18 protein-coding genes and 4 pseudogenes are annotated in these 21750 nt (G+C 37.9%); 17 read left to right on the top strand and 5 right to left on the bottom strand.

Annotated features, from left to right (window positions below; translation table 11 throughout):
* Nucleotides 1–25 precede the first annotated feature (25 nt).
* Entirely contained in the window at nt 26–2623 is a 2598-nt protein-coding gene (locus SMA_RS11905; protein WP_014294241.1) for an acyl-CoA dehydratase activase-related protein, read from the bottom strand.
* A gap of 15 nt (nt 2624–2638) precedes the next feature.
* Nucleotides 2639–4414, bottom strand: a complete 1776-nt coding sequence (locus SMA_RS11910; RefSeq protein ID WP_014294242.1) for an acyl-CoA dehydratase activase — start codon at nt 4412–4414, stop codon at nt 2639–2641.
* A gap of 290 nt (nt 4415–4704) precedes the next feature.
* On the opposite strand from SMA_RS11910, the gene SMA_RS03495 reads away from it, so the two are divergent.
* From SMA_RS03495 to SMA_RS03565, 17 genes and pseudogenes are all read left to right on the top strand, one after another.
* Nucleotides 4705–5316 carry a TetR/AcrR family transcriptional regulator gene (locus SMA_RS03495; RefSeq protein WP_014294243.1) on the top strand — a complete coding sequence of 204 codons (612 nt, stop codon included), beginning with the start codon at nt 4705–4707 and terminating at the stop codon, nt 5314–5316.
* Between the two features lie 91 nt (nt 5317–5407).
* Nucleotides 5408–6172 (top strand): DUF1003 domain-containing protein, encoded by a 765-nt coding sequence (locus SMA_RS03500; protein ID WP_014294244.1) that lies wholly within the window; start codon nt 5408–5410, stop codon nt 6170–6172.
* Nucleotides 6173–6355: 183 nt separating this feature from the next.
* Nucleotides 6356–6601 (top strand): hypothetical protein, encoded by a 246-nt coding sequence (locus SMA_RS11915; protein ID WP_318248495.1) that lies wholly within the window; start codon nt 6356–6358, stop codon nt 6599–6601.
* 51 nt (nt 6602–6652) lie between these two features.
* On the top strand, nt 6653–7087 hold the full coding sequence (locus tag SMA_RS11920; protein WP_318248496.1) for a hypothetical protein: 435 nt from the start codon (nt 6653–6655) through the stop codon (nt 7085–7087).
* A gap of 498 nt (nt 7088–7585) precedes the next feature.
* On the top strand, nt 7586–8476 hold the full coding sequence (gene rapZ, locus SMA_RS03510; protein WP_014294246.1) for an RNase adapter RapZ: 891 nt from the start codon (nt 7586–7588) through the stop codon (nt 8474–8476).
* Entirely contained in the window at nt 8473–9450 is a 978-nt protein-coding gene (locus SMA_RS03515; protein ID WP_014294247.1) for a YvcK family protein, read from the top strand. Before rapZ ends, SMA_RS03515 begins: the two co-directional genes overlap by 4 nt.
* Complete coding sequence (gene whiA / locus SMA_RS03520) at nt 9447–10358, top strand: DNA-binding protein WhiA (RefSeq protein ID WP_014294248.1); 912 nt, start codon at nt 9447–9449, stop codon at nt 10356–10358. The genes SMA_RS03515 and whiA overlap by 4 nt, the downstream gene beginning before the upstream one ends.
* 22 nt (nt 10359–10380) lie before the next feature.
* On the top strand, nt 10381–11778 hold the full coding sequence (locus SMA_RS03525; protein WP_014294249.1) for a C69 family dipeptidase: 1398 nt from the start codon (nt 10381–10383) through the stop codon (nt 11776–11778).
* Nucleotides 11779–12058: 280 nt separating this feature from the next.
* Nucleotides 12059–12157 (top strand): annotated as a pseudogene (locus SMA_RS11925) (helix-turn-helix domain-containing protein); the annotation flags it as partial.
* Nucleotides 12158–12193: 36 nt separating this feature from the next.
* Nucleotides 12194–12726, top strand: a pseudogene (locus SMA_RS11930) (Rgg family transcriptional regulator); the annotation flags it as partial.
* Between the two features lie 81 nt (nt 12727–12807).
* On the top strand, nt 12808–13893 hold the full coding sequence (locus tag SMA_RS03535) for a hypothetical protein (RefSeq protein ID WP_014294252.1): 1086 nt from the start codon (nt 12808–12810) through the stop codon (nt 13891–13893).
* A 169-nt stretch (nt 13894–14062) separates the two neighbouring features.
* The gene (locus tag SMA_RS03540) at nt 14063–15577 is read left to right on the top strand and encodes a zinc ABC transporter substrate-binding protein AdcA (protein ID WP_014294253.1); all 1515 of its coding nucleotides are present in this window, start codon (nt 14063–14065) and stop codon (nt 15575–15577) included.
* Nucleotides 15578–15874: 297 nt separating this feature from the next.
* The gene (locus tag SMA_RS03545) at nt 15875–16450 is read left to right on the top strand and encodes a VTC domain-containing protein (RefSeq protein WP_051673265.1); all 576 of its coding nucleotides are present in this window, start codon (nt 15875–15877) and stop codon (nt 16448–16450) included.
* Nucleotides 16419–16649: a DUF4956 domain-containing protein gene (locus tag SMA_RS11940; protein ID WP_230937525.1), complete on the top strand. Its 231-nt coding sequence runs from the start codon at nt 16419–16421 to the stop codon at nt 16647–16649. Before SMA_RS03545 ends, SMA_RS11940 begins: the two co-directional genes overlap by 32 nt.
* On the top strand, nt 16627–16920 hold the full coding sequence (locus tag SMA_RS11945) for a hypothetical protein (RefSeq protein ID WP_081498571.1): 294 nt from the start codon (nt 16627–16629) through the stop codon (nt 16918–16920). Before SMA_RS11940 ends, SMA_RS11945 begins: the two co-directional genes overlap by 23 nt.
* A gap of 92 nt (nt 16921–17012) precedes the next feature.
* Nucleotides 17013–18122 (top strand): annotated as a pseudogene (locus SMA_RS10835) (IS3 family transposase).
* A gap of 193 nt (nt 18123–18315) precedes the next feature.
* The gene (locus SMA_RS03565; protein WP_014294257.1) at nt 18316–19032 is read left to right on the top strand and encodes a glucosaminidase domain-containing protein; all 717 of its coding nucleotides are present in this window, start codon (nt 18316–18318) and stop codon (nt 19030–19032) included.
* Between the two features lie 110 nt (nt 19033–19142).
* Here SMA_RS03565 and SMA_RS03570 read toward each other — a convergent pair.
* The 3 genes and pseudogenes from SMA_RS03570 to SMA_RS03580 all read right to left on the bottom strand — a co-directional run bounded on the left by SMA_RS03570 (nt 19143) and on the right by SMA_RS03580 (nt 21632).
* Nucleotides 19143–20139, bottom strand: a pseudogene (locus SMA_RS03570) (IS30 family transposase).
* A 146-nt stretch (nt 20140–20285) separates the two neighbouring features.
* The gene (locus SMA_RS03575; protein ID WP_014294260.1) at nt 20286–20528 is read right to left on the bottom strand and encodes a type B 50S ribosomal protein L31; all 243 of its coding nucleotides are present in this window, start codon (nt 20526–20528) and stop codon (nt 20286–20288) included.
* A gap of 159 nt (nt 20529–20687) precedes the next feature.
* Nucleotides 20688–21632: a DHH family phosphoesterase gene (locus SMA_RS03580; RefSeq protein ID WP_014294261.1), complete on the bottom strand. Its 945-nt coding sequence runs from the start codon at nt 21630–21632 to the stop codon at nt 20688–20690.
* Nucleotides 21633–21750: the final 118 nt, after the last annotated feature.

Consider the following 21750-nt stretch of genomic DNA (forward strand, 5'->3'; position numbering starts at 1 on the left):
GAAGCTAAGCGGGAGTTTTTTTGTATTAATTAGCGCTTGTGAGTGTTGCTTTTTGCATTTTCTTGGCAGTTGTCATCATCAAGCGAATGCGGTTTAATTGGTTAACCTCTGATGAACCTGGGTCGTAATCGATTGGAGCAATATTAGCACCCTTGTATTGACGACGAAGTTCTTTAACCATACCTTTACCAACGATATGGTTTGGCAAACAACCGAATGGTTGGAGACAGACAATATTTTTGACATCATTGTTGAGCAATTCAATCATTTCACCTGTTAGGAACCAACCTTCACCAGTATGGTTACCAATTGAAATAATCTTAGAAGCACCTTCGGCAATGTCATAGATAGACTCAATGCCTTCAAAGCGTTCAGATTTTTCAAGGACTTTATTCATTGGTTTTTCAAGGAGATTAATGGCATCAATACCAAGTTTAGCGAAGTGTTTAGCTTTTTGGCTCATATTAAGCTCGTCAGCTTTCCAAATTTGGTTGAAAAGTGAATAATTCATAAAGCCAATAAGGTCAGGAACAACGGCTTCACCACCTTCATTTTCAATGATAGCAACGATGTCGTTATTAGCTGTTGGAGCGTATTTGACAAGGATTTCTCCAACGACACCGACACGAGGTTTTTGTCCAAAATCAACGGTTTCAAGGGTATCAAACTCTTTGATGATACGTTTCATGTTATGATTAAATTCAAAATATGAACCTGATCTCACATTTTTACGAGCAATTTCAAGCCATTTATCATAAAGAGCGTTAGCAGAGCCTGGAACGGCTTCGTATGGGCGAACACGATAGAGCACACGTTCGAATAAATCACCATACAAAACGCTGATGAGTAGGCGCTTGACGAATGAATAAGTGAGGCTCCAACCTGGTGTTTCTTCGGTACCTTGATTTCCCATAGAAATGGAAACCACAGGAACTTGAGGGAAACCAGCGTCTTTCAGAGCTTTACGTAGAAGTGGAATGTAGTTGGTTGCACGGCAACCACCACCAGTTTGGGTCATCATAACGCTGGTATTATCAAGGTCATATTCGCCGCTTTGAAGAGCTTCAATCAATTGACCGATAGAAATGATAGCAGGGTAGCAGGCATCATTATGGACGAATTTCAATCCGACATCAACGGCTTTTCTGTCCATTGCAGGTAAATTGACAACGTTGTAGCCAGCGTGTTTGAAGGCTTCTTCGATAAGACCATTTTGGTGAATTGGAGAAAGCATTGGCATAAGAAGCGTGTGTGTCTTTTTCATTTCTTTAGTAAAGACAGGTTCTTTGCGTTCTTCTTCCTCATCGAATTGGCTATCAAATTGTGGTGCTTGGTTGAAAATGTGGTCAAGATTAGCTTTTTTGAATTTTTTATCACGTTCTTCAACGGCGGCTTTGAGGGAACGGAGACGAATTCGGATAGCACCGAGGTTGCTACCTTCGTCAATTTTGAGCACGGTATATAGTTTGTTGTGACCACGCATGATTTCTTCGACTTGGTCAGTTGTTACCGCGTCAAGTCCGCAACCAAAGCTGTTTAGTTGAACAAGCTCAAGGTTTGGATTCTTAGAAACCACCTTGGCAGCCGCATAAAGGCGAGAATGGTAAACCCATTGGTTCACAACACGAAGTCCTGAAACTTCTTCAAGACCAGCTACCATATCTTCTGTCAAAACATGGAAGCCTTCTTGCGTGATGATATTAGCAATACCATGGTTGATTTCAGGGTCGAGGTGATATGGACGACCTGAAAGGACAATAGCCTTTTCACTTTTGAGAGCAAGAGTAGATAAGAGCTCATCAGATTTATCTTGCAAATCTTGTTTGAAATCAGCTAGCGCTTGATAACCATGTTCAACAGCATTTTGAATATCTTCAGCTGTAATATCTTTGTATTCGCTGAAAGCTTTAATCAATGATTTTACAACAGATTCGTGGTCAGCCAAGTTAACAAATGGATGGAAATACTTCACCTCACCATTACGGATAGGGTCCATATTTTTTTCAATAACTTCTGGGTAACTTTGAACGATTGGGCAGTTGTAGTGATTAGGCGCTTTGCTATTTTCGATTTGTTCGTAAATAACACTTGGGTAGAGAATAGCGTCAACTTTTCGGTCAATCAAACTTTGAATGTGTCCATGTACCATTTTGGCAGGATAACAAACGGTATCACTAGGAATAGTTTCAATCCCTTTTTCAAATAATTTTTTATCAGATTTTGGAGAAAGTTGAACACGGAAACCAAGGTCTGTTAAGATAGTGTGCCAAAGTGGGTAATTTTCATACATGTTAAGCACACGAGGAACACCGATAATGCCATGTACAGCATCTCGTCTAGCAAGTGCTTTGAATTTAAAGAGTTTTTTATATTTATAATCAACAAGATTTTCTTTTTGATTGCTGCGGTCAAATTTGATTTTAGTGACTTTTTCAGCTCCGCGTTCACAACGGTTACCAGTGACAAATTTTGAGCCATCGTTGAAAATCGTAACCGTCAATGCGCAGTTATTTTCACAAAGTCCGCAACGTGTGAATTCTTTTTGGGTTGTGAAATGATCTAGTTCGTCAAGCCCCATTAAGCTTGATTTGGCACGATTATGTTCAAGTAATGTTTCGGTCATGCTTCCCTCCTTTTACTAGACTGTTGCCATTTCAACGGCAGGTGCTTGAGCGGTTTCGTCTTCGTATTTTTCTTGGGCAATAATGGCGCAGCCGTAAGCTCCCATCAGACCAGCAATACTTGGACGAACAACTTCGCGTTCACTGACCAATTCAAAGGCACGGAGCACCGCTTCATTGTAGAAAGTACCGCCTTGAACAACAATTTTTTCACCTAAATCTTCAGGACGTTTGAGTTTAATAACCTTATAAAGCGCATTTTTGATAACAGAATAAGAAAGCCCTGCAGAAATATCAGCAACAGTAGCGCCTTCTTTTTGTACTTGTTTGACTTTTGAGTTCATGAACACTGTACATTTTGAACCGAGGTCAACAGGGTGTTCAGCTAGTAAAGCAACTTGTGCAAAGTCTTTAACGTCGTATTTAAGTGATTTGGCAAAGGTTTCGATGAAAGAACCACAACCAGATGAACAAGCTTCGTTCAATTGAATACTTGAGAGGGCGCCGTCTTGAACGCTCAGGGCTTTCATATCTTGCCCACCAATATCGAGAATGAAATCAACACCAGGGTTGAAGTAATTAGCAGCTTTGAAGTGAGCAACGGTTTCGACTTCACCATAGTCAACGTGCAGGGCTGCTCTAATCAAATTTTCACCATAACCTGTTACGCAAGAGCGTGCGATAAAGGCTGTGTCTGGTAATTGGCGATAAACTTCTTTAAGAATTTCGATAACATTTTCAAGTGGTTGTCCTTGGTTGTTGCCATAGTGTTGGAATAAAATAGCACCATCGGGGTCAGCCAAGACAACTTTTGAGGTTGTTGAACCTGCATCAATTCCTAGAAATACTGGACCAGAAGCTTTAGCAATATCTTTATAGTCAACGCTTGCTTCATTATGGCGAGCACGCCAAGCGTCTAATTCAGCTTGATCTTTGAAAAGAACATCTAGTGTATTTTTAGGAACTAGCGATTTTGAAGTATTATTTTCAAGGTTATGAATGATTTCTGATAGTGCTAATTGCGCTTGTTCTTCATCTAAGGCAGCTCCCATGGCAACGAAAAGTTGCGGATTTTCAGGGAAAATAACATTTTCTGGTTTAATATTGAGTGTTTCAATGAAACGTTGACGAAGTTCACTCATGAAGAATAGTGGTCCGCCAAGAAAGGCAATATTTCCAGAAATTTTACGCCCTGAAGCCAAACCAGCAATGGTTTGATTAATAACGGCTTGGAAAATAGAAGCTGCAATGTCCTCTTTGCGAGCCCCTTCATTAATCAATGGTTGGACGTCTGTCTTGGCAAATACCCCACAACGGCTAGCGATTGGGTAAATTGTTTCGTAACCTTTGGCTAATTCATTAACGCCGTTGGCATCTGTTTTCAAAAGTTCTGCCATTTGGTCAATGAAAGCACCTGTACCACCAGCACATGTTCCGTTCATGCGTTGTTCAAGGGTATCTCCAAAGAATGTCATCTTAGCATCTTCACCACCAAGTTCGATAACAACATCGGTTTGTGGAATGAATTTTTCAACGGTAGTGGTAGCAGCAATAACTTCCTGAACAAACGGAATTTTTGCCACATCTGCCAACCCCATTCCCCCTGAACCAGTGATAGCAATACTGACGGTTTGGTCGCCGATTTCTGAAATAGCTTCCTTTAAAACTTTAATTGTTGCCGTTTTAACATCTGAAAAGTGACGTTCATAACGTGTGAATAATAATTGATACTTATCGTCGAAGATGACAACTTTAACAGTTGTCGATCCGACATCTATACCTGCTTTATACATATATAAATACCAAAAGTGTTAGAAGGCGGTGGGAGTGAGATGAAAAACGAAATTCTTAGAAATTTTTCACTCTTATCCACGCAAATAGGTCTTTAACACTATTTTTTCCTTTCTTTGGTTTACCTGACACAGTGTTACCCTGTTAACAATCTGTTGCTTATTCAACAAACTGTTTGCTATAATAGTATTATAGAATGCTCTTTGTCAAATTCAATCGCTAATTTTTAAAGTTGTGTTGTTTAAACAACATATATTCGACAAAGTGTTGCTTATCTCGGAGGAATGAACCGATGAAATTTACGGATATTCGTTATTTAAGAACTGAAAAATTAATTTTTGATGCTTTTGCCAAACTGCTCAGCGAAAAACCTTACGAAAAAATTACAGTGCAAGATATTGCTGACGAAGCAATGATTAATCGTGCCACTTTTTATGCGCACTATGCGGATAAGGATGAACTCCAAAGTGGGATTCAACAGCAAGTTTTGGACCAAATGTCTGACATGATTGACGGTGCTCAAATCACAAATGGTGACCGTGTCAAAGTGAAACGAGCTGAAAAATTATTGACTGATTTTTACCATGGTTTGGAGAAAAATTCAGCCATTGCTAAAATTGTTCTGCGCAGCATTTCGCAAGAAGTCATGCAAGAAGAATTCAGTAGCCTTCTCCATGAAAAATATGATCACCTGCTTGCCAAACTGAACGTTACAGAATCTGGTGAGCAAGTTCCAACAGAGTTTATCGTCGCTTACTTAACCAGTATTTTTACAGGCACTTTGCTATGGTGGATAAAATCGGATTTTTCTATGCCGGCTAAAGAGCTAGCACGCTTGGTCCTAACCCTCATCAGCAATGGACACCTAACCGTTATGGGCGTTATTATTGATCGAGAAGATTGATCAAGACATTCAAAATAGTCATTCCAAAGCTGAGAAATCAGCTTTTTTAGTTTAATTTTGCTATAATGAGGCAAATAGAAAGAGGGAATCTATGAGTGATGAAGAGCTAATTTATGATGGTATTAATAATCAATTATATCCAATGGTGGAAGGAGTCTTCCTTTCTGAGCTAGATGTTCGTTTGCGTGGGATTATCAAGCAAGAACATCCTGAACTATCGGATAATGATTTTATCAGTCATAGAAATTTAACGCATTATAGGATGCTATTTTTGGATACAATGATTGATAAAGCCAATCGTAAGAATGAGTTTGTCCGAGAATCGGTTTATGATGTCGCTAATGGAAAGAATTACACGGCATTGGACGTGCAAGACCAGTTGGATAAGAAAACCACCTTTGGTCAACGAATTGCTGATGATGTGGCACGTTTTGGTGGTTCATGGACATTTATCATTTCATTTATTGTTTTTATGGTAATTTGGATGGCAATAAATGTCATTAAGCCTTTTGGAATTGCCTTTGATGAATATCCGTTTATTTTGCTAAATTTGGCATTATCGACAATTGCTGCAATCCAAGCTCCTTTGATTCTGATGAGTCAAAATCGTGCATCAGATTATGATCGTTTGCAAGCAAAAAATGATTACAATGTCAACAAAGTTTCAGAAGAAGGCATTCGGCTATTGCATACAAAACTTGACCACTTGGTGCAACAAGACCAATCAGATTTGTTAGAAATTCAAAAATTACAAACAGAGATGTTGGCATCAATTACTGACCAAGTTGTTGAATTGCAAAAGCAAAATAAAGACTTACTTGAGGAAATGAATGCATTAAAACAAACACAGAATTAAGGCAATTTTTTAGGAGAGGGTAGGTATGAAGAAAAGTATGATGATTACTTTACTGACTATATTAGCGTTGGTTCTCTTGTTCTGTGTGGTTTATGTTGTAAAAGTTGGAAGTGTGAAGAAGCAATTTACTTATTCAACAGAGGTCGTTAGCAATCCTTTAATGGTTTAATGGGATATGCGCCTGTGGCGACTGAAGAAACGGTGACAGATGATGTTACGCTTTTGTATGTTGATATTACTTGGAGAGAATTAGAATCGCAAGAAGGCGTTTATAATTGGGATGACATTGAATCTGAAAATCAATTTGATAGATGGCGTAGTGAGGGAAAACATCTTGTTTTATGTTTTATCTTAGATTATCCGAGTAACGAAAAGCATAAAGATATTCCAGACTGGCTTTACAATCGTCTAGATGATGCAGAGGATTGATACGATTCGGATTATGGGAAAGGTTTTTTACCTAACTATGAAAGTGAAGTATTGATTGCTGCTTATGAAAAGGCTGTTCAAGCAATGGGAGAACGTTGGGGTGATGATGAGTTTATCAGTTTTATCGAATTAGGAGGACTAGGGCACTGGGGCGAATGGCATGTTGATAGCACGGCAGGTATCCGTCAGCTGCCAGATAAATCAATTCGTGAACGGTATGTCACACCTTGGTTATCAGCTTTTCTAAATGCCAATCTACTTATGCGTCGACCGTTTACAGTAGCTAGTGAAAATGGTTTAGGGCTGTATAATGAGATGGCTGGAAATCAGAAAGCTACTCAAGACTGGCTAGAATGTATTGCCTCAGGCGGCGTTTATTCGGAGACAGGGACAAGCCTCATTGCTTATGCAGTTGTAATAAGAGCATACGCAGTGGTTTGGAGAAACTCTGTTGACTTTAGTCAACTTAGAGTTTCCCATGCATAATTGATTAGGTACTTTTTGACACTTGCTTTGCAAACTAGATTTCCAACCTCAAACAATTCTCAATTGTTTGAGCAATCAATCACAACTGATTGGCTTCTAATGCGCTGATAAATCAGCTTTTACAACCCTACTTGACATCAAGCTTCACTTGACTTTATTTACCACCTCGAAAGATTCCCCAAATCTTTCGAGCTATGCGGGAGTGAGTTATAAAGGTTTGGGGAACCTTTATAATCGGGAAATAAAACTTACGAAGTAAGTGTCAAAAACAGTCTAGGAATAGACCGTTTTAGGTCAGCAATAGGAAATTAAGACTTGCTGAGAAATCAAGTTTCTACGAAACTACTGATTCGCTTTTTAATTTTTAGGCTATGAATAAAGTCTCCACTGGGGACTTTATTTGTCTCATTCCCTAAATTTTGTGTGAAAAGTTTTTTCTAATCAATCTTTAAGCTGAATTTTGTTATAATAAAACTAGCAGATAAAAGGGGGACAATTATGTCTGACAAAAGTATTAACTTAGTTATTGTAACTGGGATGAGTGGAGCTGGTAAAACGGTGGCAATTCAATCATTTGAAGATTTGGGTTATTTCACGATTGATAATATGCCACCAGCTTTGGTACCAAAATTTATTGAGCTAATTGAACAATCTAGCGACAATAATCGTGTGGCACTCGTAGTCGACATGCGTAGTCGCCTCTTTTTTAATGAAATCAATTCTGTTCTTGATAAAATCGATGCCAATCCAAAAGTTGATTTTAAAATTTTATTCTTGGATGCGACAGATGGTGAATTGGTTGCTCGTTATAAAGAAACGCGTCGTAGTCATCCATTGGCAGCTGACGGACGTATTTTAGATGGTATCAAACTTGAGCGTGAATTGTTAGCACCGCTGAAAAATTTGAGCCAAAATGTGGTTGATACAACAGAACTCACACCACGTCAACTCCGTAAAACCATTTCAGAGCAATTTTCAAGTGAGGAAAATCAAGCATCCTTCCGTATCGAAGTAATGAGTTTTGGCTTTAAGTATGGCTTACCGCTAGATGCTGATTTGGTATTTGATGTGCGTTTCTTGCCAAATCCCTACTACAAACCAGAACTCCGTGACCAAACAGGACTCGAACAAGAAGTCTATGATTACGTCATGAATCATGAAGAATCTGAAGATTTCTATCAACATTTGACAGGCTTGATTAAACCAATTTTGCCAGGGTATCAAAAAGAAGGAAAATCTGTTTTGACGATTGCCATTGGTTGTACAGGTGGTCAACACCGTAGTGTCGCCTTTGCGCACCGTTTGGCAGAAGAATTGAAAGAAAATTGGGTTGTCAATGAAACCCACCGTGATAAAAATCGTCGCAAGGAGACTGTGAATCGTTCATGAGAAAACCTAAAATTACTGTTATCGGTGGAGGAACGGGAATTCCCGTTATTTTAAATAGCTTACGGCATGAAGAAGTTGACATCACAGCGATTGTGACGGTGGCTGATGATGGTGGTAGCTCTGGAACTTTGCGCTCCGTAACGCAGCTAACACCTCCAGGCGACCTTCGTAACGTCCTTGTGGCGATGAGTGATATGCCAAAATTCTACGAAAAAGTTTTTCAATATCGTTTCGCTGAAACTGATGGTGCTTTGGCAGGACATCCGCTTGGCAATTTGATTATTTCAGGTATTGCAGAAATGCAAGGTTCAACCTACAATGCCATGCAATTGTTAACAAAATTTTTCCATGTCACAGGAAAGATTTACCCAGCCAGTGAAAATCCATTGACTTTACATGCTGTTTTCAAAGACGGTCACGAAGTTATTGGTGAAAGTCATATTGCTGATTATAAAGGTATTATTGACCACGTTTATGTCACAAATACTTATAACAATGAAGAACCGACTGCTAGTCGAAAAGTTGTTGATGCGATTATGAATAGTGATATGATTGTTCTGGGACCTGGTTCGCTTTTTACCTCAATTCTGCCCAATCTTGTCATTCCAGAAATCAAGAAAGCCTTGCTTGAAACCCCCGCAGAAGTGGCTTACGTTTGTAACATCATGACCCAATATGGTGAGACTGAGCATTTTACTGACGCTGACCATGTTGAAGTGCTCAACCGCCACCTTGGTAAAGATGTGATTGACACCGTTTTGGTTAATATCCAAGAAGTGCCGCAAGATTACATGAATTCTAACGAATTTGATGAGTATTTGGTTCAAGTAGAACATGATTTTGCAGGACTTCGCAAGCAGGTGAAACGTGTGATTTCATCAGATTTCTTGCGTTTGGAAAATGGTGGAGCTTTTCACAATGGAGACTTTGTCGTTGAGGAATTAATGAATTTGGTGAGGATTAGGAAGCGATGAGTTTTACAGTAAAAGTGAAAGAAGAGCTGCTCAATTTATCGCGGTTTGATAAGAGCGAATTATCAGCAATCATTAAAATGTCTGGTAGCCTTGGCTTGACAGGAGACGGACTTACTTTGTCTATCATAACGGAAAATGCTAAAATCGCTCGTCATATTTATGAATTGATTGAAAATCTTTACCATGTTCAGCCAGAAATTAAATACCACCAAAAGACAAATCTGCGTAAAAATCGTGTTTACAATGTTTTTGTGGTAGAAAATGTCAGAGAAATCTTGAATGACTTGCAGTTAGCGGATTCTTTCTTTGGCATTGAAATGGGAATTAACCCAACTATTTTAGAAGATGATGATAAGGGACGCGCTTATTTGCGCGGCGCTTTTTTGGCGACTGGAACCATTCGTGATCCAGAATCTGGAAAATATCAGCTGGAAATTTTTTCGGTTTACCAAGACCACGCCGAAGATTTAACGAATTTGATGCGAAAATTTATTCTTGATGCCAAGGTCATTGAACATAAAAATGGTGCGGTAACTTATTTGCAAAAAGCAGAAGACATTATGGATTTTCTTTTGGTTATTGGTGCTATGGAATGTAAAGATGTTTTTGAAGAAATTAAGATTATGCGTGAGACGCGCAACGACGTCAATCGTGCTAATAATGCGGATACGGCAAACATTGCCAAAACAGTGACAGCTAGCATGAAAACAATCAATAATATCATTAAAATCATGGATACGGTTGGACTTGAAACTTTGCCAATTGAACTTCAACAAGTGGCTAAAATCCGTGTTGAAAATCCAGATTATTCCATTCAACAAATTGCTGATCATTTGGAAAGCACATTGACCAAGAGTGGTGTTAACCACAGATTACGTAAGATTAATAAAATAGCAGATGAATTATAGAAAGTAAAAGGAGAAGCGTATTATGGCATGTACAACAATATTAGTAGGTAAAAAAGCGTCTTATGATGGTTCAACCATTATTGCACGTACGGAAGATTCACAAAGTGGCGATTTTACGCCAAAACAATTTATCGTGGTGAAACCAGAAGACCAACCACGTCATTACAAATCAGTCTTGTCTTCATTTGAAATGGATTTACCAGATAATCCAATGCGCTACACGTCAGTGCCAGATGCCTTGCGTAAAGACGGTATCTGGGGCGAAGCTGGTATCAACGAAGCCAATGTTGCCATGAGCGAAACTGAAACCATTACGACTAATGCGCGTGTTCTAGGAGCTGACCCTTTAGTTGAATCTGGTATTGGTGAGGAAGATATGTTGACATTGGTACTTCCTTACGTTCGTACAGCACGTGAAGGGGTAGAACGTCTCGGTGCTATCCTTGAACAATATGGCACTTACGAATCAAACGGTGTTGCCTTTTCTGATGTTAATGAAATTTGGTGGTTGGAAACCATTGGTGGTCACCATTGGATTGCTCGTCGTGTCCCAGATGATTGTTACGTCACAAATCCTAATCAGCTCGGTATTGATCACTTTGAGTTCAACAACCCAAATGAGTACATGTATTCAAAAGATTTGCGTGATTTCATCGAAAGCAATAACTTGGATTTGACTTACTCAAATGAATGCTTTAACCCACGCTATGCTTTTGGTAGCCAACGTGATAAAGACCGTCACTACAATACACCACGTGCTTGGGCAATGCAACGTTTCTTAAACCCAGAAATTGAACAAGACCCACGTAGTTTCTTTATTCCATGGGCACAAAAACCTTACCGTAAAATTACGATCGAAGATGTTAAATACGTTTTGAGCAATCATTACCAAGACACAGAATTTGACCCGTACGGACCAGAAGGAAATGCAGTCACACAACGTGCCTTCCGCACAATTGGTATCAACCGCACTAGTCAAACAGCCATTCTTCAATTGCGCCCAGATCAACCGCACGATACCACAGGAATTCAATGGTTGGCATACGGTTCAATGCCATTTGGAACAATGGTGCCATTCTTTACTCAAATTTCAACGACACCAGCCTATTTTGACAATACTGGCGAAAATGTCTCAACAGACTCATTCTATTGGGTAAATCGTCTTATTGCAGCAATTGCTGACCCACATTTCCACCAACATGAAGGTGATATTGAAGATTATATCGAAAAAACAATGGCAGCAGGACATGCACGAATCAAACGTGTCGATGCCCTTTTAGCAAACGGAGAAAAGATTGACTTTGATGCCGAAAACCAAGCCATGAGTGACTTTGTCCAAGAAGAAACTCAAAAACTGTTAAACAAAATCCTCTTTGACGCAAGTAATCTCATGACAAACCGCTTCTCAGTCAGTGATTAATAGTATCATTCCCTCTTGAATCTTAAGCAAGAGGGATTTTTTGTTCAAAAGTATAGATTTAATAAAGATAGCGTGATAGAATGTGAAATGAAAAAACTGAAAAATTTCATTTTTCTTTCAATCGTGAAGATAAAATAAGATTCAGTAAAGGAGATTGACGATGAAGCATTTGGGAAAATTATTTAAAAAATACCGTGTATCACGAGGATTAACGTTGTGAGATGTCGCTAAAGCAGGAGTCTCAACATCACAATTATCACGTTTTGAGCAAGGAAAGACAGATTTAACGATAACAAGACTTGCTTTAGTTTTAGAGGAAATGAATGTGCCAATTGCTGAGTTTATGCACGTTGCGGGAGATTCTCAGCGTAATCATTGAGAGAGATTATTAGAAAGAATTCATTACTATCGTTCAGTGCAAGATGTTGCTGGTTTAGAATATTTGTTAGCAGCAGAGCGAGGTGACAATACAGCAAATGAGCTGTTTCAACACTTGAACACGATTTTAATCAGGATTTATCTTCATGATTTGTCAAAAGAAGAAGACGACTTAGCAGATGAGCTTGCTTACTTGAGTGAGTATCTGTTCAGTGTAGAAAATTGGGGTTGCTACGAATTATTGCTTTTCAAAAACGCCCTCGTTGCCTTTAATCACAGAACTTTTATACGCTTGTCAGAAGAATTAAACCAACGAACAGCAGTTTATCAGGACCTACCAGCAAATCGCCAATTGAGATTAGATATCTTGTTAAATAGCTACTTGATGTGTGTTGAACGGGATGAATTATCTGATGCCTTTATTTTGAAAAACAATTAACAGCGGCTTCATTGACTGAAACAGAACTCTATGAAAGACTAGTCTTTCATTATGGCAAATATTTTTATCAGTTTAAAAAATCGCAGAGCGAACAAGCCATTCTTGAAATGCAAAATCCCATTAAAGTGTTGACATTAGCATCTAGCGACCAACTTGCCCAAAAATACCAAAAGCATCTTGAGAGATTAATAGGGAAAGGTAAGGAGTAAAGCATGCCAGTAAATCGGTATCGAGCTTTGCTATTGATGAATGTTTTTAATGCGAGTTTGCCTTATTATTTCGTTAGTCTTTTGCTTTTAAGGCAACTTGGATTTTCTTATACGGTTATTGGGACATTATCCGTAGTAACAGAACTGTTTGGAACAGCTTTTGATTTGCCGCTAAGTATTTGTGCTCAAAAATTTGGTTATCAGCGATTATTAATATTATCGCACCTCTTTTTATTAGTTGCTTTAGGGGCGTTAATGAATGGAAAACTAGTTTTTGCTTTTCTAGCAGCCGTATTCATGGGCTTATCTGAATCATTATCTTCAGGAACATTAGTTTCCTTTAATTTTGATGTTTTAGCTAATGAACAAGAGTATGCTAAATTCCTTAAAAATTCAAATACGATAAAGTGTGTTTTTATTGCTTTGGTAACAATTATTTCGCCATTCTTACTAAAACAAAGTGTCTTATATCCATTAATATTATCCATTAGCTTTGTGATGATTAGCTTGATTTGTCTGTTGAAGCTGCCAAATAAAATCGTAAAATCAGATTCAAAGGAAGCTTCAGCATTATTGTCAGGAATTCGCTTAGCACCATGGCAGTTAATGATATTAGGGGTTAGTTTTACAACTCTTATTATGGTAAATAATTCTTATGCTAGCCTTTTATTGACAGACAAGGAAATTTCTTTAGATGTTTTAGGCATTATCCTGTTTTTGTTTAATTTAGGAATGGCATTAAGAAGCTATTTAAAAATTGAGTGGAAATATACTTTGGTTATCCCAATATTAGTCGTATTAATTTCCATGCAAACAGAAGTTCATCTGATAATCTTACTATTTTTATTGATTAGAATTTTAAATGCTAACTATAATAACCAATTGATGTTAAAAATGAATCAAACGATTAAGGAAAATCGTGCCGTAGCTTGGTCTTTGTATAATTTTGCCATGTCAATAAGTTTTATGTTAGCAGATTTTTTAGCAAGGCTTATTGCAGATCGATTTGGCTTATTAATGGTATATCGAGTTTTTGGACTATCTGCCACGTTTTATCTTATCTATTATTACTGGAAAGAGTGTAAGTAATCCTCGAACTCTCACCTCACATAAACATCCTATGAAACCATTGATTTCATAGGGTTTCTTTGTTTTTGCATGAAAAAAAATAATTTTTGTGAGAAAAAACCTTGCAAAAAACTTAAATTATGATATACTTAACCAGTAAACTATTAACTAGTTAAGAAAAGGAGTTGTCATGAAGAAGAAATTTCTTTTATTGATAAATTTAGTTGCATTTTTATTTGCTTGGCAAATCAGCCATATCAAGCAAGTTTCGGCAGATGACAAGATTGATGTTGTCACAACTTTCTATCCTGTTTATGAATTTACCAAAGCTGTTACGGGAGATACCGCAGATGTAACCATGTTGATCAAAGCAGGAACTGAACCACACGATTTTGAACCATCTACCAAAAATATTGCAATGATTTCAGACGCTGATGTTTTTGTCTATATGGACGATAGTATGGAAACATGGGTTGACAGTGTTGAAAAATCCATTGATTCAGACAGTTTAACAGTTGTTAAATCAACAGGAGATATGCTATTAATGGCAGGAACAGCTGATGAAGACGAAGAAGATAGTGATGACAATCATACTCACGAATATAACCCACATGTTTGGCTCTCACCAAAACGCGCTATCACATTAGTTGAAAATATCCGTGACGCTTTTGTTGCAAAATATCCTGATAAAGCTGATACTTTCAATAGCAACGCAGCTGCTTACATTAAAAAATTAAATGATTTAGATGCTGAATACACAGAAGCATTGTCAAATGCCAAACAAACAAGTTTTGTCACACAGCACGCTGCTTTTGGTTATTTAGCACTTGATTACGGTTTGACACAAATTCCAATCACTGGTGTGTCAGCTGAATCAGAACCATCAGCAAAACGTTTAGCAAGTTTAACAAAATATGTCAAAAAATACGACATTAAATACATTTACTTTGAAGAAAATGCGTCAAGTAAAGTTACTTCAACTTTAGCAGCTGAAGCAGGGGTCAAAACAGCGGTGTTAAATCCGATTGAAAGCTTAACAAGCAAACAAATCAAAGCTGGTGAAGATTATTTCTCAGTTATGGAAGAAAATTTGAAAGCTTTGCAATTGACAACAGATGTCGCTGGTAAGACTATCAAAACTGAAACAGACACAACCAAGACTGTTCAAAATGGTTACTTCAAAGATAAAGATGTTACCGACCGTTCATTGAGCGATTGGTCTGGTAAATGGCAATCAGTTTACCCATATCTTCTTGATGGCACATTGGATCAAGTTTGGGAATACAAAGCTAAAGCTTCAAAAGGTGAAAAAACAGCCGAAGAATATAAGGAATACTACACAACAGGTTACAAGACAGACGTTGAACAAACCAATATCAGCGGTAAAAAGAATACCATTACATTTATCAAAAACGGTGAGAAATACAAGTTTACTTATAAATATGTAGGTTACAAGATTTTGACTTATGAAAAAGGTAACCGTGGTGTCCGTTATTTGTTTGAAACAGATGATGAAAATGCTGGTGAATTCAAATACGTCCAATTTAGTGACCACAACATCACAACAACAGATGCTGAGCATTTCCACATTTTCTGGGGTGGTGAAAGCCATGACACGCTTCTTGAAGAAATGGATAACTGGCCAACTTATTATCCAACTAGCTTAACAGGTCAAGAAATCGCACAAGAAATTGTTGCCCACTAAAAACAACCTCATCAAAAATAGCTAAAAAATCTGAAACAAAACGTTTCAGATTTTTTGTTTGAAATATGATACCTGTTACCACTTTGTTGTTCTTCGTTAGTGAAAAAATATTTTATTTTAATAAAAAAATAAAGAAGTTTCAGTAAAATGCTAAGCGTTATGTAAGCAAAGGGAAGTAATTTGGGAAATATCAAAGAAGAGGTGCTGAATATGGTTAAAGCATTGGAGACTAGTTTTAAACGCATTGAGAAAAAGTATGTTTTGGATAAAGAAAAACTAGGAGCTATTTGAGATGATTTGAAAGAACACCTTGTAGAGGATGAATATCCGACATCAATAATTACTAATATTTATTTTGACACAACAGATTTCCAAGTCATTCAGGACTCGATTGCAAAGAAAAATGGTCGCGAAAAGATTTGTATGCGAACTTACGTCACAAATCCGACAGAAGATAGCCAAGCCTTTTTGGAATTAAAGAAAAAAGACGCCGAAGGTACCGGTCATAAATTCCGTTTGGTTTCGGAAATAGGCGCTATTAAACAATTTATTGAAAGTGGGAAATTGACACATGCCACAATCGAAGACCAACTTTTAATCGATGAATTGAATACACTTAAAGAACGATATGGTGACTTGAGTGCACGTATGTTGATTTATTATGAACGTTCTTCTTTTAAAGAAAAACATCATATTAAAGGGCAACCACCAAGGAAAATTCGTGTGACAGTTGACCAAAATGTTACTTATCGTGATTATGATGTAGAAAAATCAAGGGGAAATTACGGTAGTGAGCTATTCGGTGACGGAAAAGTCATCATAGAAATTAAAACCCCGCTTATTGTCAGTGATTATTTGCTTGGTGAATGGTAGTCTGAGAACAAGTGTTGCCGTAGCTGGAACATTTAGTTTGGTACGTTTTCGCTCAGCCGCAGGTGGTGCGCGTGAATTATTGGCACTCTTTTTAACAATGACTATCGTATTAAGTACAGGAATGGGGTACTTAACTTTAGCTATTTTGTCAACAATTGCTATCTTGGTGATTTGGCTTGGAAAAAACGACCTTCTTTAGTTCGGGACAAACGGTGAGACATTTGGTGATTGATTTGCCAAAAGACCGAAAAGATGAAAAGTTAATCCGCCACATCTTACACCAATTTTGTCGAGATATTGAATTGGTATCATTGAAGAGTGGTCATAGCGGTGAACATTTGACGTTAACCTATCAAATCGACCTAAATTCGGATGACGATGACGTTTTATTAACCGATGAATTGGTCAAACACATTGCTGATATTGACATATCAATGACCAAATTAGCTAAGAAAAAGAAAAACTTGTAATACAAGTTAACCAGAACGGCACTGCACCCATAAAGTGAGACAATAGAAAAACACTCCTAGAATTCTGGTAAACTAGAACTCAGGAGTGTTTTATTATGGTGAAAAAAGCTTATTCTTTAGAAACCAAACTTGCCTCTATCGAGATGAAGAAAGCAGGCAAGTCCACAAAGGTTATCATGGAAACCTTAGGAGTAAAAAATAAAAGTCAAGTTTATACTTGGTGGAAATGGTACCAAAATGATGAACTCTATCGCTTTTACCAGCCGGTTGGGAAACAGTATAGCTACGGAAAAGAGAGGAAGGAATTATCTGAACTGGGTCAATTGAAATTACAGGTGAAACTTCTAAAAAAGTATCGCAGCTTGACGAGAAACCAGACAAAGTAGCCATCATCAAGCTGGTTAAAGTCTATAAACAAGATTATCCCATTCAACAGATTTTTCAGTGCTTCAATGCCCCTAAATCTACCTATTACCGTTGGTTAAAAAGTCTAGACAATGGAGAAAGTAAATTTGACAAGGTTACAATAGGATAGAAGAGCTCTGTCTGAAATCTCAATTTATCTATGGCTATCGTACGATTACTCGCTTGTTGTTCAAAGAATACGGACTGGTTGTCAATGCCAAGAAAGTGTATCGAATCATGAAAGAGAATGAATGGTTGTGTCGTACTAAGCCTAAGAAATTCCCAAATCTTGGCAAACCTTACTATGTTATCGATAACAAGATGGACAGGGACTTCCAATCAAGCAAACCGCTTCATAAGCTGGTAACGGATATTACTTACTTATACTTTGGAAATTGTAAGCTCTACCTTTCCTCTATCATGAATTTGTTCAATCGTGAAATTATCGCTTATTCTATTTCTGATGTGCAAAATACAGATTTTGTATTAGATACACTGAATCAACTAGAACTCCCCAGAGAAGCTATTCTTCATAGCGACCAAGGTTCTGTCTACACTTCAAAGGCCTCACCCGCTCCATGTCCCGTAAAGGAAGACCTGCAGATAATGCCTGCATTGAATGGTTTCACTCCGTTCTAAAGTCTGAAACCTTTTATATCCATAACTGGAGAAACCTCAATAGAGATAGTATAACAGATATTGTCAAAAACTATATCACATTTTATAATGAAACTAGAATTCAACGGAACTTAAAAGATATGTCTCCTGTTGAATACAGGAAACATGTCTTACAATAGTGTTTTTCTTTTGTCCTACTAACGGGGGCAGTGCCAACTTCGGTTCTGGTTTTTTGATGAACAATTAAACAAGCTTGTAAGTTCTTGCAGATTGAATTATCAGTGTGACAATAGACGATTTTTGAGTGCGTTGTCAGCTTCTGAAAACTTTGTTATAATGAATTAAGATAGCACTTACAATTAAGGAGACACCGTGAAAGAAAAGCGTATTACAAAGTTCTTTTTAACCTGCGCAACTGTAGTTACTTGTATTACCTTGGGTGTTAACCTTTGTTTTCAACATTCTACAAAAGCGGTTGTCGCAGAATCTTCGGAAACATCAGATATAGCAACAGTTGATTTTATTGCAAGCATTGGCGAAACAGCACGACAAATTGGGCAAGATCGTAATCTCTACGCTTCTGTGATGATTGCACAATCTGTCTTAGAATCAAGTAGTGGGCAGTCTGCGCTCAGCCAGTCTCCTTATTATAATTTCTTTGGTATCAAGGGAAGTTACAATGGCAATTCTGTGACCATGCTAACTTGGGAAGATGACGGAAATGGCAATACTTACGAAGTTGACCAAGCATTCAGGTCATATGATAGTTTAAGCGATTCGTTGAATGATTACGCTAATTTGCTTAGCTGGGATTTGTATTCTGGAACGTGGAAATCTAACACTACATCTTATCAAGATGCCACGGCAGCCTTGACTGGTTTGTATGCCACAGACACATCTTACGCTGATAAATTAAATGCTTTAATTGAGCAATATGGTTTGACAGCCTACGATGAACCAGCAAGCACAGAGGAAGAAACAAGTAGCGAGGACAATTCAGACCATGTCTGGAATGAATACCGTGGTTCTTACACAACAGCAGCCATCCTAGCAGAAGACGAAGCATGGTTTAGCTTCATTGGTCAATAAAATAGAAAAGAGGAATTTTCTCCTCTTTTTTTACATTATTTTGAAAATAAAAAAAGAGCACATTGTTAAATCAAGTGCAACAAGATCTTGAATAGGCTAGTATTCCATTGTTAGGTTGTTTGGACTAGCGCAAACAGAAATTTTGCAGTTTTGTAATGATGAAGTCGTCTAGGCTTCTCATTGATAGCTTCAATATAATGTACGAGTTCCTTTTCGGTTAATGAGTTGAAAGATTGTCCTTTATTGTCCTTTAGGGAGAATCTCTCTCAAAAGACCGTTAAAATTCTCGTTTGTTCCTCTTTCATGAGAGGAATAAGGATGGGCGAAGGAAATATCAACCTCTTCTAAATCCGATAAGAGACTGAATTCAGAGCCGTTATCTGATGTGATAGAAGTAATCGGGTGTTCAGCCAAGAGTTTTTACAACTTCATTGATGGTTTCTGCTTGCTTATTCGGTAGCTTACACGCCAAGGCAAATCGTGTTTGACGTTCGACCAAGGTCGTGATAACAGCCTCTCCTTGTGCCCAAACTCAGAACGGTTATTAATCGTTTCTGGACGCTCTTCAATAGATTTTCCAAGTGGCTTCTTATTGACTGTTGTTTGATATTTAGGCCGCTTTCTGATACTCACCATCTTCGGTAAATCTATTGGCTTGATAAAAATAAAACCAGCTGCGATATAGCGATATAATGTCTTCGTTGAAGGAATGGTTTCTGTTGGCTGTTCCTCTTTGTATTCGTGAACAAACGTATCTACACTATGTCGACGAACATTGGATTTAACAGTCTTATCTAGTTTTTCAAAGAAAGTCGGAGAGCACTGCTCCAATTTCAGGTAGGTACTCTTTTTCCGATTTTCTTCATAGGTACGTTGACCACTGTCAGCGAAATAGGTTTGATAATAAATTTGTTTTCCATTTTTATTTTGGACTTGTATTACTGTGCCAAGCTTAATCTCACGGGTAATTGTCGAACGATTTCGCCCTAATAGACGGGCAATCTCAGCAGGCTTTTTCCCCATCTTCAAATAGGCACTAATTTCACCTCGCTCAGAGGGTGATAAGTGAGAATAACGAGACTTTTTGGTAGAATGAGTTTGGGACATGTTCATCGCCTTTCTATACTAAGTTGGGGAATTCTAGTATATCAGACGAACATGTCTTTTTTTGTTGCACTTTATTTTACAACGCGGCAAAATAAAAAAAGCCATTTCGATTGCTCGAAAATGACTTTCCTGTAAAATGCGGTTTCTTATTTGAGACCGTATTTTTTGTTGAAGCGATCCACACGACCGTCTACTTGTGTGAATTTTTGGCGTCCAGTGTAGAATGGGTGAGAATCTGATGAGATTTCCACACGTACAAGTGGATAAGTAGCGCCTTCAAATTCCACAGTTTCGTTAGAAGATTTTGTAGAACCGCTAAGGAATTTGTAACCAGTAGTTGTGTCCATGAACACTACTGGACGGTATTCTGGATGGATGTTTTGTTTCATTGTTAAAAGATTTCCTTTCTGCCATGGTACTTTTTTGACGCACCATAGTTATTTTAACTTCTATAGTTTATCAAATAATGCGATATTTGACAAGACTTTTAAGCAAATTAATTGAATTAAAATCAAGTTGTCATTAAGTCAAGCCTATCAAGGGATAGCTTAGTCTTTTGGTGTTAGTAAGTCTTTGATTTCTTGGTAAATTTTGTCGTTTTCTTCAAGGCTATAAGAATTCGCTCCGCTGGCTAATGGGTGTCCGCCACCGCCGTGGCGTTTAGCGATTTCATTGATAACCTGTGATTTACTACGGAGACGCACACGGTAATGTTTATCATCTTGTTCGACAAAAATTGCCCATGATTGGATACAATCGATTTTTCCAGGCGTTCCAACGATGGCAGATATTTCAGCATCAGTTACGTTGAATTTTTTCATGGTATCCTGTGTCAATACCACACGAGCAGCGCCATTTTCATCAACTTCAAGATTGTCAAAAACGTAGCCTTGAAGTTTAGCAATTTTAAATGAAAACGAGTCCATTTGACGAGCTAGTGTTGAAAAATCAAAATCATATTCGCGTAGCTTGCTCGCAATTGAGAGCGTTTTGCTTGTTGTTGCAGGATAAAGGAAACGTCCAGTATCACCGACGATACCACAATAAAGCAGGCGAGCTGCCTCATTTGACAAAGCTAGATTAGTTGAAAGGGCAAAATCGGTGATGATTTCGCTAGCGCTAGAAGCAGTTGTATCAACATAAAGCAAATCACCGTAAGCATCGTCATTAGGGTGATGGTCGATTTTAATCAGAAAGTCACCTTTCGTATAGCGGTCATCGTCAACACGTGGCGTGTTTGCAGTATCGGTAACAATAACTAAAGAGCCTTGGTAATCATCATCAGAGACAGTATCCATTTTTGTCAACCAAGTAAGAGTTGGCTCGTCTTTCCCAGTCGCCAAGACTTTTTTTTCTGGAAAATTATGTCTGATAATATCACGAAGCCCGACTTGACTACCGAGAGCGTCAGGGTCGGGACGTTGATGACGGTGGATAATAATGGTATCGTAAGCTTTTATTTTTTCTAAAATTTCTTCAAAAGTGTTGTTCATCGTTTATTCTCCAATATCATATCAATATGCGGAATACCGTTCTCTAGGTATTCATCAGAAATCGTCTTGAATGCAAAAGAAGTGTAAGATGTTTGTAAGTAAGCATGAATTCCAGTAT

Origin of the sequence: Streptococcus macedonicus ACA-DC 198, from assembly GCA_000283635.1 — a bacterium.
In the GTDB taxonomy this organism is placed as follows: Bacteria; Bacillota; Bacilli; order Lactobacillales; family Streptococcaceae; genus Streptococcus; species Streptococcus macedonicus.

What these genes read in the sequence shown, in the direction of transcription:
- SMA_RS11905 (WP_014294241.1), bottom strand. Translation starts at nt 2,623, where the DNA reads ATGACCGAAACATTACTTGAACATAATCGTGCCAAATCAAGCTTAATG.
- rapZ (WP_014294246.1), top strand. Translation starts at nt 7,586, where the DNA reads ATGTCTGACAAAAGTATTAACTTAGTTATTGTAACTGGGATGAGTGGA.
- whiA (WP_014294248.1), top strand. Translation starts at nt 9,447, where the DNA reads ATGAGTTTTACAGTAAAAGTGAAAGAAGAGCTGCTCAATTTATCGCGG.
- SMA_RS03515 (WP_014294247.1), top strand. Translation starts at nt 8,473, where the DNA reads ATGAGAAAACCTAAAATTACTGTTATCGGTGGAGGAACGGGAATTCCC.
- SMA_RS03500 (WP_014294244.1), top strand. Translation starts at nt 5,408, where the DNA reads ATGAGTGATGAAGAGCTAATTTATGATGGTATTAATAATCAATTATAT.
- SMA_RS03495 (WP_014294243.1), top strand. Translation starts at nt 4,705, where the DNA reads ATGAAATTTACGGATATTCGTTATTTAAGAACTGAAAAATTAATTTTT.
- SMA_RS11910 (WP_014294242.1), bottom strand. Translation starts at nt 4,414, where the DNA reads ATGTATAAAGCAGGTATAGATGTCGGATCGACAACTGTTAAAGTTGTC.
- SMA_RS03535 (WP_014294252.1), top strand. Translation starts at nt 12,808, where the DNA reads ATGCCAGTAAATCGGTATCGAGCTTTGCTATTGATGAATGTTTTTAAT.
- SMA_RS03580 (WP_014294261.1), bottom strand. Translation starts at nt 21,632, where the DNA reads ATGAACAACACTTTTGAAGAAATTTTAGAAAAAATAAAAGCTTACGAT.
- SMA_RS03525 (WP_014294249.1), top strand. Translation starts at nt 10,381, where the DNA reads ATGGCATGTACAACAATATTAGTAGGTAAAAAAGCGTCTTATGATGGT.
- SMA_RS03575 (WP_014294260.1), bottom strand. Translation starts at nt 20,528, where the DNA reads ATGAAACAAAACATCCATCCAGAATACCGTCCAGTAGTGTTCATGGAC.
- SMA_RS03540 (WP_014294253.1), top strand. Translation starts at nt 14,063, where the DNA reads ATGAAGAAGAAATTTCTTTTATTGATAAATTTAGTTGCATTTTTATTT.